Annotated in this window: 17 protein-coding genes; 16 read left to right on the top strand and 1 reads right to left on the bottom strand. The window is 27.9% G+C overall.

Going from position 1 to position 15,881, the window contains the following annotated elements:
• The first annotated feature begins 95 nt into the window (after positions 1 to 95).
• The 3 genes from ACLVEP_RS06475 to ACLVEP_RS06465 all read left to right on the top strand — a co-directional run bounded on the left by ACLVEP_RS06475 (position 96) and on the right by ACLVEP_RS06465 (position 2,316).
• On the top strand, positions 96 to 563 hold the full coding sequence (locus ACLVEP_RS06475) for a DUF2798 domain-containing protein (RefSeq protein ID WP_412583690.1): 468 nt from the start codon (positions 96 to 98) through the stop codon (positions 561 to 563).
• 66 nt (positions 564 to 629) lie between these two features.
• Positions 630 to 1,430 (top strand): MBL fold metallo-hydrolase, encoded by an 801-nt coding sequence (locus tag ACLVEP_RS06470; RefSeq protein ID WP_412583688.1) that lies wholly within the window; start codon positions 630 to 632, stop codon positions 1,428 to 1,430.
• 13 nt (positions 1,431 to 1,443) lie between these two features.
• A complete protein-coding gene (locus ACLVEP_RS06465) occupies positions 1,444 to 2,316 on the top strand; it encodes a MurR/RpiR family transcriptional regulator (protein ID WP_412583686.1) in 873 nt (290 codons plus the stop codon).
• A gap of 11 nt (positions 2,317 to 2,327) precedes the next feature.
• Here ACLVEP_RS06465 and ACLVEP_RS06460 read toward each other — a convergent pair whose 3' ends face one another.
• Positions 2,328 to 2,684: a hypothetical protein gene (locus ACLVEP_RS06460; RefSeq protein ID WP_412583684.1), complete on the bottom strand. Its 357-nt coding sequence runs from the start codon at positions 2,682 to 2,684 to the stop codon at positions 2,328 to 2,330.
• 182 nt (positions 2,685 to 2,866) lie between these two features.
• On the opposite strand from ACLVEP_RS06460, the gene ACLVEP_RS06455 reads away from it, so the two are divergent.
• The 13 genes from ACLVEP_RS06455 to ACLVEP_RS06395 all read left to right on the top strand — a co-directional run bounded on the left by ACLVEP_RS06455 (position 2,867) and on the right by ACLVEP_RS06395 (position 15,818).
• Entirely contained in the window at positions 2,867 to 3,670 is an 804-nt protein-coding gene (locus ACLVEP_RS06455; protein ID WP_412583682.1) for a metal-dependent transcriptional regulator, read from the top strand.
• A gap of 136 nt (positions 3,671 to 3,806) precedes the next feature.
• A complete protein-coding gene (locus ACLVEP_RS06450) occupies positions 3,807 to 4,169 on the top strand; it encodes a YbaN family protein (RefSeq protein WP_412583681.1) in 363 nt (120 codons plus the stop codon).
• Positions 4,162 to 4,485, top strand: a complete 324-nt coding sequence (locus tag ACLVEP_RS06445; RefSeq protein ID WP_412583680.1) for a nitrous oxide-stimulated promoter family protein — start codon at positions 4,162 to 4,164, stop codon at positions 4,483 to 4,485. Before ACLVEP_RS06450 ends, ACLVEP_RS06445 begins: the two co-directional genes overlap by 8 nt.
• Complete coding sequence (locus tag ACLVEP_RS06440; protein WP_412583678.1) at positions 4,478 to 6,181, top strand: ABC transporter ATP-binding protein/permease; 1,704 nt, start codon at positions 4,478 to 4,480, stop codon at positions 6,179 to 6,181. The genes ACLVEP_RS06445 and ACLVEP_RS06440 overlap by 8 nt, the downstream gene beginning before the upstream one ends.
• On the top strand, positions 6,171 to 7,784 hold the full coding sequence (locus tag ACLVEP_RS06435) for an amino acid ABC transporter ATP-binding/permease protein (RefSeq protein WP_412583676.1): 1,614 nt from the start codon (positions 6,171 to 6,173) through the stop codon (positions 7,782 to 7,784). The genes ACLVEP_RS06440 and ACLVEP_RS06435 overlap by 11 nt, the downstream gene beginning before the upstream one ends.
• A gap of 71 nt (positions 7,785 to 7,855) precedes the next feature.
• Complete coding sequence (locus ACLVEP_RS06430; protein WP_412583674.1) at positions 7,856 to 7,990, top strand: hypothetical protein; 135 nt, start codon at positions 7,856 to 7,858, stop codon at positions 7,988 to 7,990.
• Positions 7,991 to 8,085: 95 nt separating this feature from the next.
• Positions 8,086 to 10,179, top strand: coding sequence for a heavy metal translocating P-type ATPase (locus ACLVEP_RS06425; RefSeq protein WP_412583672.1), 2,094 nt, complete (start codon positions 8,086 to 8,088; stop codon positions 10,177 to 10,179).
• 91 nt (positions 10,180 to 10,270) lie between these two features.
• On the top strand, positions 10,271 to 11,110 hold the full coding sequence (locus tag ACLVEP_RS06420) for a Cof-type HAD-IIB family hydrolase (RefSeq protein ID WP_412583670.1): 840 nt from the start codon (positions 10,271 to 10,273) through the stop codon (positions 11,108 to 11,110).
• Positions 11,111 to 11,213: 103 nt separating this feature from the next.
• On the top strand, positions 11,214 to 11,912 hold the full coding sequence (locus ACLVEP_RS06415; protein ID WP_412583668.1) for an ABC transporter ATP-binding protein: 699 nt from the start codon (positions 11,214 to 11,216) through the stop codon (positions 11,910 to 11,912).
• Position 11,913: 1 nt separating this feature from the next.
• Complete coding sequence (locus ACLVEP_RS06410) at positions 11,914 to 14,271, top strand: ABC transporter permease (RefSeq protein WP_412583667.1); 2,358 nt, start codon at positions 11,914 to 11,916, stop codon at positions 14,269 to 14,271.
• 187 nt (positions 14,272 to 14,458) lie between these two features.
• Positions 14,459 to 14,887: a hypothetical protein gene (locus ACLVEP_RS06405; RefSeq protein ID WP_412583665.1), complete on the top strand. Its 429-nt coding sequence runs from the start codon at positions 14,459 to 14,461 to the stop codon at positions 14,885 to 14,887.
• Positions 14,888 to 14,940: 53 nt separating this feature from the next.
• A complete protein-coding gene (locus tag ACLVEP_RS06400; protein WP_412583663.1) occupies positions 14,941 to 15,204 on the top strand; it encodes a hypothetical protein in 264 nt (87 codons plus the stop codon).
• Positions 15,205 to 15,257: 53 nt separating this feature from the next.
• Complete coding sequence (locus ACLVEP_RS06395) at positions 15,258 to 15,818, top strand: hypothetical protein (RefSeq protein ID WP_412583661.1); 561 nt, start codon at positions 15,258 to 15,260, stop codon at positions 15,816 to 15,818.
• Positions 15,819 to 15,881 lie beyond the last annotated feature (63 nt).

The following is a 15,881-nucleotide window of genomic DNA, read 5'->3' as shown; positions in this document are numbered from 1 at the left end:
ATAACACTCGGCTTAAATATTTGGTTTATATTGGAAACGCACACTCCTTGAGTGATAACGAACAACACAATTCATTATCATAAGGAGGTTTTTTTATGCCAAAAACAAAATTTCAAGAAATTATTTTTACAATTATGATGGTTTTCATGATGGTCTATTTTATGATTTGTTATAACATTGCCTTAAATGTAGGAGGTATGACAAATCAAGTATTCTTAGATGCTTTTCATGAATTAGTGATTATGGGACCCGTTGCTTTTATTTTAGATTTTGTCATTATTGGACATTTAGCTAAAAAGAAAGCATTTCAAATTGTTGATTTAGAAAATAATCATCCATTTCATTTAGTAATTGCGATTTCAGTGGTATCTATTATTTTAATGTGTCCATGTATGTCATTTGCAGCAACACTTTTATTTAAAAATGCAGGAAGTCAAATCATTGCTGTTTGGTTACAAACAACAGTTTTAAATTTCCCAATGGCATTTTTCTTACAATTATGTTTTGCTGGACCAATCGTAAGATTTGTCTTTGGAAAAATATTTAGAGAAAATAGGGCTTAGGCTCTATTTTTATTTTACAAAGAAAAATTCTTTCGCTAAAATAAAAGAGGATGAGGGGGGATTTACTTGAAATTAACAATGCTTGGAACAGGAAATGCACTTGTGACAAAGTGCTATAATACTTGTTTTGTCATTGAAAATGAAAATGATTATTTGATGGTTGATGCTGGTGGGGGCAATACAGTTTTAAATCAACTTGAAAAAGCAGGGATCAATTGGAAAGATGTAAAACATATTTTTGTCACACATAAACATATTGATCATTTATTAGGGATGATTTGGATGATTCGTTTGATTTGTCAAAATATGGTAGCTGGTAAATATGAAGGAGAAGCGTATATTTATGGTCATCAAGAAGTGATTGAGATGTTAGAAACGATTTCTCAAATGCTTTTACAAAGTAAGCAAACAAAATTTATTCATGATCGTTTACATCTTGTGGTTGTAAACGATGGTCAAACGAAAGAAATTATTGGTAAGAAAGTGACTTTCTTTGATATTCATTCAACGAAAGCTAAACAATTTGGTTTTATGATGGAACTTGATCAAGAAAGAAAATTAACATGTTGTGGGGATGAACCTTATAATGAAGAAAATGAAAAATATGCTTTAAAGAGTGATTATTTATTGCATGAAGCTTTTTGTTTATATGATCAAGCAGATATTTTTCATCCTTATGAAAAACATCATTCAACAGTTAAAGATGCGTGTCAGCTTGCTGAAAAATTAAAAGTAAAAAATGTGGTTTTATATCACAGCGAAGATCAAAATATTGAAAATCGTAAAGAACTTTATACAAAAGAAGGAAAAGCTTATTTTAGTGGGAAGATTTATGTTCCTAATGATTTAGAAACAATAGAATTATAGAAAGGAGATTTTTATGCTCATTGTCAATCAAATAGAAAATACACATTTTTCAAAAACAGAGAAGGAAATTGTTAATTATATTATTGATCAAGGAATGAATATTGAAAAAATGTCTGCTAATGAAATAGCAAGGAATACGTTTACAAGCGCACCTTTGCTTGTAAGAATTGCTAAGAAGTTAGGATATAGTGGTTTTAATGAATTTAAAAGTGCTTATTTAAAAGAACTTTCTTATATGTTAGAAGAAACAGATGTAGATGCTTCTATTCCTTTTTTATTAAGTGATGATTTGATGACAATTACAAAAAATCTTGCTTTATTAGAAAAAGAAACCATTCAAGATACAGAAAAACTTAACCAGCATGATGAATTACAACAGGCCATCAGAATACTTGAAAAAGCAGAAATAATTGATGTCTATGGTATTTTGGATCGTATTCTTCTAGCAAAGTGTTTTCAAACAATGATGGCAGATATTGGAAGAAATGTTCATGTTATTGATCAAATTACCGGACAAAAAAGAAGTGCCTGTCTTGCTGGTGAAAAACATTGTGCAATCATTATTTCTTATTCAGGACAAACTAAAGAAATGGTGGAAGTTGCAGAAATTTATCATAAAAGAAATATTCCATTTATTTCAATTACTTGTATGGCAGAAAATTCTATTTCTAGACTTGCTGATGCACACCTTTTTCTTTCTTCTAGAGAAATGTTACATATAAAAATAGGAGATTTTGCATCTACAACCTCTCTTAAATATTTATTTGATATTTTATATGCAGGTGTCTTTTCGCATGATTATAAAAAGAATCTAGAAACGAAAATCGTAGTTGCTTCTTACGTGGATGATCGTCAAAGTGAAGATGAATATATAAATGAAAAATAGGTCGAGTTGACCTATTTTTTTAAAGATTTATTTTTTAATTCATTGACATATTCCATTTGATGTTCAACATTTTCATGAAGTTCTTTTTCCATTTCTTCAACAGTCGTATGTTTTACTTCTGCTGCTGCTTCAGTTTTCCCATAAACCGCTTCATAAGCTTCTTTAGCGTTATGTTGTAATGCATGACGCATTTGATGTAATTCTTCTAATTTCTTTTCTTGTTCTTTGATTTCATCATCAACTGATTGATACATTTCTTCGATTGTTAATTGTTTTTTAGTGTCATCATCATGTTGGATGTCTTGACTGTCCTTAAAATATTTTCTTAAAGATTGTTTTGCTTGTTCATTGATTTCATTGATACTCATATTTTATTCCCTCTTTCTTAATGCAGGTATATCATAGAATGAATGATAAAAAAGATAAAGTGTTTAGATGTCACTTTGAATTCCATTAACAAATCCCCAAAAATGTAAGAGCTTTAAATGTTAATATCATTAACATTGACATATTAGTTAGCTTATGCTAATTTACAATATGAGGGATTAAAATGACAACAGAAAAAATAAAAAGCTTATTATTAATGAATGAAAATAAAAAAATAATAGTCACATTACTAGCTAAAAAAATGAATGTTTCAAAAGCAACAATGTCAAGAATGATCAATACTTTTTATGAACAAGGATTAACTTTAAATAAAGGTAAATGTCAGCTTTCAAAAAAAGGACAAGAATATATTGAAAAAATTCAAGAAAAAATAAAGAATCTAACCTATTGGCTACAAGAAACAAGTCACCTAAATGAAGAAGAGGCTCGTCAAGAAGCTATCAAACTCTATACGACACTTAATGATGAAACCATTGAACGCATTTGTAGTCGTATTCATTTTAATAAAGTTTTTGATCAACTAGGAGACCTTGTAGAATTTTCGGGACATTATTTAGAACATCATTTAGAACCAGGTAAATATAATTTTTCTTTTACATTATTTCATTATAAAGATGCAAATGTTCATTCAATGGCTAATCGAGGCTTTGAACATCCAGCCTATCTTTTAATAGAACAACATCAAGGATTTCTTGTATTTCAACCAATTGAAATGAAAAAAGAATTATTAAAAGAAAGAATTACGATTTCTTCTAAATTAAAATCGATGAAATATCTTATTCAGGATAAGGAATATGATTGTTTTGAAAAAAATGATTGTTTCTATATACCTATTACAGATTTAAATTTCTTTTATACAAAAGAAGAAAGATTGATGCAAACATCTCTTACGGTTAAATTAAAGGTTAATTTATTAAAAGGACATATGCCAGAAAATCTTGCCCTTTTAAAAATACTGTTTCATTGATGAAACACGAAAAAGTATTATAAAACATGAAAAAAACAGCATTTTGTTTCATGGATGAAACAAATCAAATGCTTGTTTTTTTATTTTAAATAGATATGATAATAACAGTTAGGTATAACTAACTACAGGAGGAAACATGAAAATATTATTTATTATATTTGGAATTATATCATTTATTTTAGGAGCGATTAGTGTGGTTTTACCAATCTTGCCAACGACTCCATTTTTACTTTTAAGTGCTTTTTTATTTTCAAAAAGTTCAGATAGATTTCATGAATATTTAATTCAAACAAAACTTTATCAAAAATATATCAATGAAATGGTCATTGAAAGAAAGACAACGAGAAAGAAAAGGAATCAGTCATTATTTACAGTAACACTTATTTTTTTGATTGCTGTAATGATTACACCTGTATGGATTGGAAAGATATGTTTATTGATGGTAATGAGTATTCATCATTTTATTATGTTAAAGAAAGTAGAGATTATTAATGAATAAAATAGATCAAAAAAGAGAAAATGAAAAAAGAATATTAAAGGTAATGATTGATATTTATCAAAGAAAACATTCTCAAGAAAGTAAGATGTGTGAAGATCTTTATAAGTACGCTTGTTTGCGTATTGATAAATGTCCTTTTATGGAAACTAAAACTTTTTGTAGTGGATGTAAAGTTCATTGTTATCAAAAAGAATATCAAAGCCAAGTTAAAAAAGTGATGCGCTTTTCTGGAAAGTATATGCTTTTTTACCATCCACTTCTAACAATCAAACATGGATGGCTTTCACTTAAAGAAAGGAGAAGAAAAAATGTTTAATAAAAGGTTATTAAAAACTTTTAAAGCGGAAATGAAAAATGTTTATGGGTTAGTCTTGATTCAATGGTTGGTTTTAGTTTGTCATATTCTACTGACATTTTTACATAGTTATGTTTTATCTTGTCTTTATTTAAAACAATCTTTTTCACTTGTTTTTTATTTATTAAGTGTGATTTGTTTATTTGCTTTAAAATGTTTTTTACAAACAACACAAAATAAACAAGCATTATCTTTAAGTGAAATGATTAAAACAAAGCTAAGAAAAAATGTATTTGATAAGATATATCATCAAAAACAAACAACAGTTTTTAAAGAATCGACGCTTACTCAACTTACAAGTGAAGGTATTGATCAATTAGAAATTTATTTTTCTAAATATATACCACAATTCTTTTATGCCATGTTGGCACCACTTACTTTATTTATCGTTGTTGGTTTTATGTCTTTAAAAGTAGCGCTTATCTTACTTTTATGTGTACCACTTATTCCTATTTCTATTGTTGTTGTACAAAAAATAGCTAAAAGGTTATTAGCGAAATATTGGAATAGTTATACAGGATTAGCGGATTCTTTTTTAGAAAATTTACAAGGACTTACAACTTTAAAATATTATCAAAGTGATTTATATTATCAAGATAAAATGGACAAAGAAGCGGAAGACTTTAGAAAGAAAACCATGCGTGTTTTAATTATGCAACTTAATTCGATTAGTGTGATGGATCTAGTGGCTTATGGTGGTTTTGGTTTAGGAGTTGTTTTGGGTTTACAAGAATATTTAAATCAACATATTACTTTTATGATGTTTGTTTTTATTGTAATGATTTCTATTGAATTCTTTTTACCTTTAAGAATGTTAGGAAGTTATTTTCATATTGGACAAAATGGAAACGCGGCAGCAGATAAAATTTTTAAACTATTGGATAGCTTGGATGATATTCAAGAAAGTTATCAAGAATCGATTTCAGCTTTATCTTTTGAACATGTAATTTTTGGTTATAATGAAAAAATTATTTTAAAAGATGTTTCATTTTCTTTATCCAAAGGAACATTTTTAACGATTGTAGGAGAATCGGGTTCAGGGAAAAGTACGATTGCTTCACTGCTAATGAATTTATATCCACTTCAAAAAGGTAAAATTCTTTATAATCAAGAAACAATACCAGAAACAATGACACTTTATCAAAAAATAACGTTGATCAAAGATGAAACATATATTTTAAAAGGGACAGTCTTTGATCATCTTGCAATGTCAGGGTGTATTGATGAAGAAAAAATGATGGCTGTTTTAAAAGAAGTAAAACTATTTGAGGTCTTTGAAAATCAAGGAGGATTAAAGTTTCAACTCAATGAAGGAGCTAAAAATCTATCAGGTGGACAAAGACAAAGATTAGCTCTTGCAAGAGCGTTATTGCGTGAAAGTGATGTTTATATTTTTGATGAAGCAACGAATAATGTTGATCGTGAAAGTGAAGAGATTATTTTAAAAATTATGAAACGTTTAGCTAAAGATAAAATTGTTATTTTTATTACACATCGCATGGCTCATTGTAAAGAAAGTCAACTTACTTTTGTGATGAAAGAAGGGAGATTGATTCAACAAGGAAGTTATGAGGAATTATTTAAGCAAGCTAATTTATTTAGAGAGCTTGTGGAAAATCAAAAGAATTTAGAAAGGATTATTGAAAATGAAAGATAAGATAAAATTAATTATTTCTTTATTAAAATTAGTATGTCCTTTTTTAATGATTATGTTATTGGCAATTATTTTAGGTGTGTTAGGACATCTAACAGCAACCTTTATTACCGTTTTTATCATTCTCGCTTTTTGTAAAGTAATTTCCTTTTCACTTGCTGTTAAATTAATTATTCTTTGTGCATTTTCAAGAGGAATCTTACGATACATAGAACAAGCATGTAATCATTATATTGCCTTTAAAGTATTGGCTCATATTCGTCATTTAGTCTTTGAAAAATTAAGAGAACTGGCACCAGCTAAATTAGAAAATGAAGATAAAGGAAATATTATTTCTATGCTTACAAGTGATGTTGAACTCTTGGAAGTATTCTTTGCACATACGATTTCTCCTGTAATGATTGCTTTTATTTATAGTATTATCATGATTTGTTTTATAGGCCATTATAGTTTTATTTTTGGACTATTTGCTTTTGTTTGTTATGTGATGATGGGAATATTGATTCCCTATATAACATATAATTTAAGTCAAAATGATGGTCGAAACTATCGTACTTTATTAGCTGATTTTAATACCTTTGTTTTAGAAACAGTTTTAGGTAAGAGAGAAATTTTACAATTCAGTCAACAAAATCATCGTTTTGCACAAATGACGGATCATCAAAATGAACTTACACAAACACATCAAAAATTAATCAAACATCAAAGTTTTCAACAAATACTTTCAGATGGACTGATTATTTTATCGATTGTTATTTCTATTTTATTGATCAAGAATCATGTTTCTAAGGAATTGTTGATTCCAATGATGGCACTTTCTTCATCCTTTGGCCCAACGATTGCTCTAGCAAATCTCGCAAACAATTTGAATCAAGTATTCCCTTGTGCAAGACGTATTTTAAATCTATTAGAGGAAGAACCATTACTTAAAGAAATTACAAATAAAAATACTACTTTAAATTTACCAATTGAAATAAAAAATCTATCATTTCATTATCCAAATACGTCTCAAGAAGTTTTACATCAAATCAATTATACATTTGAATTTGGTAAAACCTATGGTCTTCTTGGTAAAAGTGGATGTGGCAAATCAACATTATTAAAATTATTAATGCATATTTATCAAGGTGAAGGTGAGATTTTATTTAATAATGAATCGATTGAAGAAATCAACAGTCAAACTCTAAAAGAAAATATCAGCTATGTTGATCAAGAAACATTTTTATTTAAAGATACGTTATATCATAATATCACCTTATTAAATCCTGCTTATAGTCAAGAAGATGTAATAGAAGCTTGTAAACAAGCACAAATTCATGATTTTATTATGTCTTTACCCCAAGGATATCAAACGATTTATGATGAAAATATTTCGGGTGGTCAAAAACAAAGAATTGGTCTTGCACGTGCTTTCTTAAGAAAAACACCGATTCTTTTATTAGATGAACCAACAAGTCGTATTGATAGTTTAAATGAAGCAGATCTGTTAGAAAGTTTAAAACGAATTAAAGATGAAAAATTGATTATTATTGTTAGTCATCGAAAGTCATCTCTTGCTTTATGTGATGAAATTATTGAAATAGAACAAGGTATAATAAAAAATTAGCATGTTATAAAAAAATATTTATTTTTTAAGAAAATGTCGTATAATGTAAAAAAAGAATGGAGGATTTTAAGATGAAAGAATTTTTTAAAAGTAAAGAATTATGGACATTTGTGGGAGGAGCAGTAACTGCTGTTGTCACTTCAAAGTTCGCTAAAAGTAATAAAGCAAGAGAATTAGCTGTTAAAGGATTAGCTAGTGGAATGTAAGTAAAAGATAATGTAGAAGCAACAGTAACTTCTATTAAAGAAGATGCTCAAGATGTATATGCTGAAGCAGTAGAAAAAAGTAAGGCACAATAATGATGAGTAATTTTAAAATAGTTCATGAAATCAATGGAAGACTACGTGTTCGTTTTGGACAATATGCTTTTACAAGTGGACAAGCAACTATTTTAAAAAATGATTTTTTAAATCTTGAGTATGTGAGATATGTAGAAGCTCATTATAAAAATGGAAGTCTTTTATTGGTTTTTGATGAAAATTATAAAAACCAATTATTTGATTATTTAAATAATTATGATTTAAGTGCTTTACAAAATAGAGAAATTCCTGAAAATTGTTCTCAAAATCTACAAGTACTTGATCAAAGTTTTAAACATGAATTAATTAAAATCTTTGCTAAAAGATATGCTGTTAAATTCTTTTTACCAAATGTTGTTGGTAAAGGAATTGCTATTTATAAGGCGTTAGCTTATTTTAAAGCAGGACTTTCTTCACTTGGAAATAGACGTATTGATGTTCCTGTTTTAGATGCAACAAGTATTGGTGTTTCTTTATTACGTAAAGAATTCAATACAGCAAGCAATATTATGTTGATGCTTAAAATATCTGAATTATTAGAAGACTATACACGTCAAAAGGTTACTTTACAATTGGGCGATAGTTTGATGAGTAAGTTTGATAAAGTTTGGATTTATGAAGATGGACAAGAACAAGAAATTGCAATGTCTGATTTAAAACAAGGGCAAGTTGTTATTGTTCAAACAGGAAGTATGGTTCCTATTGATGGAGAAATCGTTGATGGTGAAGCAATGGTCAATGAATCAAGCTTTACTGGTGAACCACTAAGTAAACGTGTAACTTTAAATGATACTGTTTATGCAGGAACATTAATCGAAGAAGGAAAGATTTTTGTTAAGGTTAGAAATTTACAAGATGATAGCCGTATTGCTAAAATCATTGATATGATTGATACAAATGAATCACTAAAAGCTTCAATTCAATCAAGAGCAGAGCATATGGCAGATGCCATTGTACCTTATAGTTTCTTAGGTTTCTTTGGGGTTTGGGCATTGACAAGAAATCTTACAAGAGCCACTTCTCTTTTATTAGTGGATTATTCTTGTGCGATTCGTTTATCAACATCAATTTCAGTGATTTCAGCTATGCAAGAAGCTTCAATGCATAATGTTTTAGTTAAAGGTGGAAAACATTTAGAAAGCATGAAAGATGCTAATGTGATTGTTTTTGATAAAACTGGAACATTGACACATGCTAAACCTGTTGTTTTAGATGTTGTTCCTTTACAAGATTATACAAGAGAAGAAGTTTTAAAAATTGCTGCTTGTCTTGAAGAACATTTCCCACATAGTGTGGCTAATGCCATCGTTCATCAAGTAGAAGTTGAAAACTTAAAACATCGTGAAGAACATGCGGAAGTAAAATACGTGATTGCTCATGGTATTTCTACAAGTTTAAATGGTGAAGATGTCATTATCGGAAGTAGTCATTTTGTTTTTGAAGATGAAGGAGTGGAAATGACACAAGAAATTAAAGATTTAATTTCTTCACTTGAAAGTAAAGGTTCAAGTTCTCTTATTTATCTAGCAATTTCTAAAAAACTAGCAGGAATTATTAGTATCTATGATCCATTAAAACCAGAGGCTAAAGAAGTTGTTCAAGAACTTCGTGATATTGGTTTTGATAAAGTCATCATGCTTACAGGGGACAGTCCTAACTGTGCAAAAGCGATTGCAAAACAATTAAATTTAGATGATTTTAGAGCGGGAGTTTTACCAGAAGATAAAGCAAGTTATATTGAAAGTTTGAAAAAAGAAGGAAATACAGTTGTCATGGTAGGAGATGGTATTAACGATACACCAGCCTTATCTATGGCAGATGTTTCTATTTCACTTCAAGATAGCTCAGATATTGCTCGTGAACTTGCGGATATTACACTTGTATCAAATTCATTAAATGATATCGTTGCTTTAAGAATGATTTCAGAAGGTTTATTTAAACGTATTCATAGCCAATATCGTTTGATTGTTGGTTTAAATACATCCTTTATTGTTTTAGGAGCATTAGGCTTACTTACACCTCAAATGCTTGCCATGCTTCATAATGGAAGTACATTCTTAATTGCTTCAGGTTCAACACGTTCATTATTACATTAGAAACAGATATTTTCTGTTTCTTTTTCTTTTTATGAAAGTATGTTGAAGTTGTAAAAGCGCTTTATTATACTAATAAAAAAGGAGATATATTATGGCAATTAAAGTAATAATTATGGATATTGATGGGACTTTAGTCAATGATGAAAAAGTCATTACACCTCTTACTAAAGAAACCTTATTAAAAGCACAAGATAAAGGGGTACGTTTGGTTTTAGCTTCAGGAAGACCTACAAGTGGATTATTGAAACTTGCTGAAGAATTAGATATGAAAAATCATCATGGTTTATTTGTATGCTTCAATGGTTCAAAAGTGGTTGATTGTCAAAGCCATGAAACACTTTATAATCATGCGATTTCTGTAGAAGATAGTAAAGCTGTCTTAGAACATTTAAAGAATTTTAAAGCAAGACCAATGTTTGATAAAGATGAATATATGTATGTTAATGATGTTTTTGATAATACAATTACATACAAAGGGAAACCATTTAATGTTATGCAATATGAATCAAGAGGAAATAACTACATCTTATGTGAAAAAAGAGATTTAGCAGCCTTTGTTGATTTTGAAATCAATAAAATTCTTACATTTGGTGATCCAGAATATCTACAAGCACATTATAAGGAAATGATGGAACCATTTAAAGATCGTTTAAACTGTATGTTTACATCTGATTTCTATTTTGAATATACTGCAAAAGGTGTTGATAAAGCAAAAGCTTTGGATAGTGTTTTAATTCCTATGGGATATAAAAAAGAAGAAATGATGGCTTTTGGGGATGCTCAAAATGATAAATCAATGGTGGAATATGTTGGTTTAGGTGTAGCTATGGGTAATGCTTCAGATGAATTGAAAGCTGTTGCTAATGAAATTACAGATACAAATAATAATGATGGTATTGCTAAAGCCATTATGAAACATATTGAATTATAAAAACGGAGAAATCCGTTTTTTTTTCTTTAGGAGACTTGAAAAAATTTAAGAGGGATAGTATTCTATAGTTGGTTAGATAAGGCTAACTATGAGAGGGAATAATATGTTTTTATCAATCAAAGATCTTAAAAAAAGCTTTGGTGAAGATGAATATAAAACAGAAGTTTTAAAAGGTATTGATTTTGAAATAGAAAAAGGTGAAATTTGTGTTTTACTTGGTCCTTCAGGTTCTGGTAAATCAACACTGTTAAATATTATTGGAGGAATTGATCAACCAGATAGTGGGACAATTACGATTCAAGGAAAAACAATTTCAACTTTAAAAGAAAAAGATTTAACGAATTATCGTCGTAATCATTTAGGATATGTTTTTCAAATGTATAATTTGATTTCGCATTTAAATGTTGAACAAAATATAGATGTAGGAAAATATTTAAGTAAAAATCCATTAGATAAAGAAGAACTTTTACAAACACTTGGTTTAAAAGAACATCGTTATAAACAACCAAACCAATTATCTGGTGGTCAACAACAAAGAACATCTATAGGACGTGCAATCATCAAAAATCCAGATTTATTACTTTGTGATGAACCAACAGGAGCTTTAGATTATCATACATCAAAAGATATTTTACAATTAATCGAAGATGTTAATAAAAAATATGGTAATACAATTATTATTGTAACGCATAATGATGCAATTAAAGATATGGCTGATCGTGTGATTTACTTACATGATGGACGTATTCGTGAAAATATTAAAAACACGCATAAAATTCCAGCAAAGGATTTGAATTGGTAAAATGAAGAATCCATTATTTAAAAGATTACCATATATTTTAAAAGATGAAATTGCAAAATATTTAATTATATTTTTATTTATGGCAGGTTCTATTGGACTTATTTCAGGTTTTTTAGTCGCTGATGGATCAATGATCAAAGCTTATAATGATAGTTTTGATAAATACAATATTGAAGATGGACATTTTCGTTTAAATGATTCTCTTTCTAAAGAAAATAAAAAGACTTTAGAAAAAGAAGATGTCACAATCTATAATCTTAATTACATTGAAGAAAAAGTAGAATCATCAAGTACAATTCGTCTTTTTAAACCAAGAAACAAAGTTAATCAAGTATGTATTATGGATGGAAAACTTCCTCAAAGTAAAAATGAAATAGCGATTGACCGTATGTATGCCGATAATAACAATTATCAAGTAGGTCAAACAATCAAAGTTGGTAAAAAGAAATTAAAAATTACTGGACTTGTTGCATTATCAGATTATAGTGCTTTATTTTCAAAAAACAGTGATTTAATGTTTGATGCTATTAAATTTGGCGTGGGTATTGTTTCTAATGAAGGCTTTGAAAGCTTTAAAGATGCTAAAATCTATTATAACTACGCTTGGACATATAATGAAAAGGTTGATAATGAAGTTAATGCCAGCAATGATTTTTTAAATGCTCTTGTTAAAAATGTTTCAGGAATTGATGATTATATTCCTCAATATGCCAACCAAGCTATCCATTTTACAGGTGATGATATGGGTGGAGATGAAGCAATGATGACTGTTTTACTTTATATTATCATTGGTATCTTAGCTTTTGTCTTTGCAATTACAACTAAAAATACCATTGAAAGTGAAGCACCTATGATTGGGACACTTCGTGCAATGGGGTATACTAAAAAAGAAATGTTAGTTCAATACATGACATTACCTATTTTGGTTTCATTAGTAGCGTGTATTGTGGGAAATATTTTAGGATATACATATTTTAAAGATATCATGGCTGGTATGTATTATGGAAGTTATAGTTTACCAACCTATGTTACTATTTGGTCTGGAGATGCGTTTATTAAGACAACGATCATTCCATTTATTATGATGGTTTTAATCAATTATGGTATTTTAATGAAATCATTAAAATTATCACCTCTTAAATTTATGAAAAGAGATATCAAGAAAACGAAGAAGAGTAAAAAAACCTTAGTTTTACATCGTTTAGGTTTCTTTTCTCAATTTAGATTAAGTGTTATTTTAAATAATTTATCAGGATATGTTACATTATTTGTAGGAATTTTATTTGCAATTATCTTATTGATGTTTGGAATGGATATGCATCCTGTTCTAGATCATTATCAAGATATTGTTATTAATAATATGACCGCTAAATATCAATATATTTTAAATACACCTGAATCAGTTGATACGACAGCGATTGAACAAGCTTTCCAAACAATTCCTCAAGAATTTAGAGATAGTTTCTTAAGCTTGATAGATGATCAATATGATGAAATGTATGATGATTATAAAACAAAGACCAAAGGGGCAGAAGCTTTTTCTCTTTATTCATTAAAAACATTACCTGAAAGCACAATAGAAGAAGATATTAGTCTTTATGGCTTACAAAATAACAGTCACTATATTCATATTAAATCATTACCTAAAAAAGGTGTTTATATTTCAAAAGATGTTGCTGATAAATATAATTTGAAAAAAGGAGATCGTATTTCTTTAAAAGAAAGTTATAAAGATTTACGTTATACTTTTGAAATTAAAGGAATCTATGATGCGCCAGGTAGTATGGCACTTTATATGTCAAAGTCTTATTTTAATGAAGTTTTCAACTGTCAAGATGGTTACTTCAATGGTTATTTTTCAAATAGAAAAATAACAGATTTAAAAGACGAATATATCGCATCAACGATTACTCAAGATGACTTAACAAAAGTTTCAAGACAATTAAATGTTTCAATGGGAGAAATGTTCTATTTAGTTGAAGGATTTGCGATTGTGATGTTTATTATGCTTATTTATCTTCTTACAAAGATGATTATTGAAAATAATAAAGTATCGATTTCAATGGTTAAAATACTTGGTTATACATCAAAAGAAATACAAAAAATGTATGTTCATGCCACAACAATTGTTATTTTAATTTCAACATTACTTTCTTTTGGAATAACAACATGGATCTTATCTTATGCTTTCAAAATAGTTTTTGAAGAATATGCAGGATGGTTACCTTTCTATGTAGAAGGTAGTGTTTATATCAAGATGTTTATCATGACGGTTATTTCTTACTTATTTGTTATGATGATTCAAATGAGAAAAATCAAGAAAATTCCAATGGATGAAGCATTAAAGAATGTTGAATAAAGGCTCCGTAAGGAGTCTTTTCATTTGTCCTTTTTTCTTGTAAGCTATAGCTTTTTAAGTTAATATCATTTATAAATTAATACATATATAAAATAAGTAATAGTTGACATGAGTATGATTGAATGTATAATAAAAGTAAGGAAAGCGCTTCCTTGGTTCATAAGTGTTATGGATGGAGGAATATAGAATGAAAAAGCAATATGATATTTGTCTTATTTATTTAAGTTATGTTTTTGAAATAATAGGTTTATTAGCGTTTAAATACTTTGATAATTATATTTCTACGCATTGGATCAAAATAGGGACAGATGGAAATCCAGTTTATGGAGAAGTTGGTTTACTTTATAATTTATCGGTTGTCATTCATTATTTGTTTTATTTTATAATATTAATCTATTTTTTTATGATGATTAAAAAGGTTGTTTCTAAAGAGTATATTGATCTTAAAAGAAATACTTTTCTTTTATTTGGATTACTTGTAATTGATTTAGTTATGTATCATTTTTCAATTATGACAATGTTTCATTATTCAAGTGCAATGACTTTTATGTGTTTTGGTTTGATGATTAATATGATTTTATATTTAAAATATCGTACATATTTGATAAATAATTAAAAGATATTTTGAAAGTTTAATTGAAATTATAAAAAATATGAGGAGGAATTTTTATGTTAGATGTTCATCTTACAGTTATTAAATCAATTGATATTGAAAATAAAAAGATTGTTATTGATAGTACTTTAGGAGAAAAGGAATATGATTTAAGTCAAATAAAAAAAGGAGTTAAGTTTGAATTACCAAAATATAAAAGTGCTTTACAATATCAAGATCAAAACGATATAAGTTATGTCTTTATAAATGATAAAGGTAAAAAATTATTTACAGCACTTGATTCAAAATTAACACAAGAGTTATTACAAATTATTTCATAAAAAATAATGGTAAAAGTTAATTGATTTTCAATAGAAAAAGGGAGAAAAATAATATGAAAACAAAAATGATTTTATTATTGTTTGTTATGGGACTCATTCTAGGTGGTTGTAGTGTAAAATCTAATAAAACTGTTTCATTAAATGACACCAAAACAATAACAAAATATAGTCCCTACCAAAAAATGTTTATGGATTTGAATAGTGATTTTACAGAAGAAGATATTAAAAGATATATGGGAAATCATAGGTTGATAGGAGGCAGAAGTAGTTTAGGTGATTATTTTGAATATCACATATTTTTATCAAAAGATGACAATAAAAAAGCTTGTCAAGAATTTGTAGCAGTACGTTTTTTAAAAGATGGACAATTAGAGGGTTTTCGATATGTATCTCCAGAATTTGAAGGCTATGTATTTTATTATGCAAAAGGAATGTTTTTAGAGTTTAATGATCAAAATGCAAAAGATTATTCAGGATATTATTATCGAAGTTTACCAAAAAAAGGAAATAAAAAAGGTTTAGAAATAGAATATAAAGATAATACAAAGAAAAGCACACCATACTATCCTATTTCAAACGCCAAAGAAGCAATAAACTTTTTGATAGAAAAATAGCATTTTAATTACCATTGTATTGTTGAAAAGTAAGTAAATATATAATAAAATCTTTTAAAAATT

Origin of the sequence: Faecalibacillus sp., from assembly GCF_047023275.1 — a bacterium.
GTDB lineage: Bacteria > Bacillota_I > Bacilli_A > Erysipelotrichales > Coprobacillaceae > Faecalibacillus.
Note: the sequence above shows the minus strand (reverse complement) of the source record. Positions and strands in the feature narration are given on the sequence as shown.

What these genes read in the sequence shown, in the direction of transcription:
- ACLVEP_RS06435 (WP_412583676.1), top strand. Translation starts at nt 6,171, where the DNA reads ATGAAAGATAAGATAAAATTAATTATTTCTTTATTAAAATTAGTATGT.
- ACLVEP_RS06445 (WP_412583680.1), top strand. Translation starts at nt 4,162, where the DNA reads ATGAATAAAATAGATCAAAAAAGAGAAAATGAAAAAAGAATATTAAAG.
- ACLVEP_RS06430 (WP_412583674.1), top strand. Translation starts at nt 7,856, where the DNA reads ATGAAAGAATTTTTTAAAAGTAAAGAATTATGGACATTTGTGGGAGGA.
- ACLVEP_RS06415 (WP_412583668.1), top strand. Translation starts at nt 11,214, where the DNA reads ATGTTTTTATCAATCAAAGATCTTAAAAAAAGCTTTGGTGAAGATGAA.
- ACLVEP_RS06400 (WP_412583663.1), top strand. Translation starts at nt 14,941, where the DNA reads ATGTTAGATGTTCATCTTACAGTTATTAAATCAATTGATATTGAAAAT.
- ACLVEP_RS06460 (WP_412583684.1), bottom strand. Translation starts at nt 2,684, where the DNA reads ATGAGTATCAATGAAATCAATGAACAAGCAAAACAATCTTTAAGAAAA.
- ACLVEP_RS06465 (WP_412583686.1), top strand. Translation starts at nt 1,444, where the DNA reads ATGCTCATTGTCAATCAAATAGAAAATACACATTTTTCAAAAACAGAG.
- ACLVEP_RS06455 (WP_412583682.1), top strand. Translation starts at nt 2,867, where the DNA reads ATGACAACAGAAAAAATAAAAAGCTTATTATTAATGAATGAAAATAAA.
- ACLVEP_RS06425 (WP_412583672.1), top strand. Translation starts at nt 8,086, where the DNA reads ATGAGTAATTTTAAAATAGTTCATGAAATCAATGGAAGACTACGTGTT.
- ACLVEP_RS06440 (WP_412583678.1), top strand. Translation starts at nt 4,478, where the DNA reads ATGTTTAATAAAAGGTTATTAAAAACTTTTAAAGCGGAAATGAAAAAT.
- ACLVEP_RS06405 (WP_412583665.1), top strand. Translation starts at nt 14,459, where the DNA reads ATGAAAAAGCAATATGATATTTGTCTTATTTATTTAAGTTATGTTTTT.
- ACLVEP_RS06395 (WP_412583661.1), top strand. Translation starts at nt 15,258, where the DNA reads ATGAAAACAAAAATGATTTTATTATTGTTTGTTATGGGACTCATTCTA.
- ACLVEP_RS06450 (WP_412583681.1), top strand. Translation starts at nt 3,807, where the DNA reads ATGAAAATATTATTTATTATATTTGGAATTATATCATTTATTTTAGGA.
- ACLVEP_RS06420 (WP_412583670.1), top strand. Translation starts at nt 10,271, where the DNA reads ATGGCAATTAAAGTAATAATTATGGATATTGATGGGACTTTAGTCAAT.
- ACLVEP_RS06410 (WP_412583667.1), top strand. Translation starts at nt 11,914, where the DNA reads ATGAAGAATCCATTATTTAAAAGATTACCATATATTTTAAAAGATGAA.
- ACLVEP_RS06475 (WP_412583690.1), top strand. Translation starts at nt 96, where the DNA reads ATGCCAAAAACAAAATTTCAAGAAATTATTTTTACAATTATGATGGTT.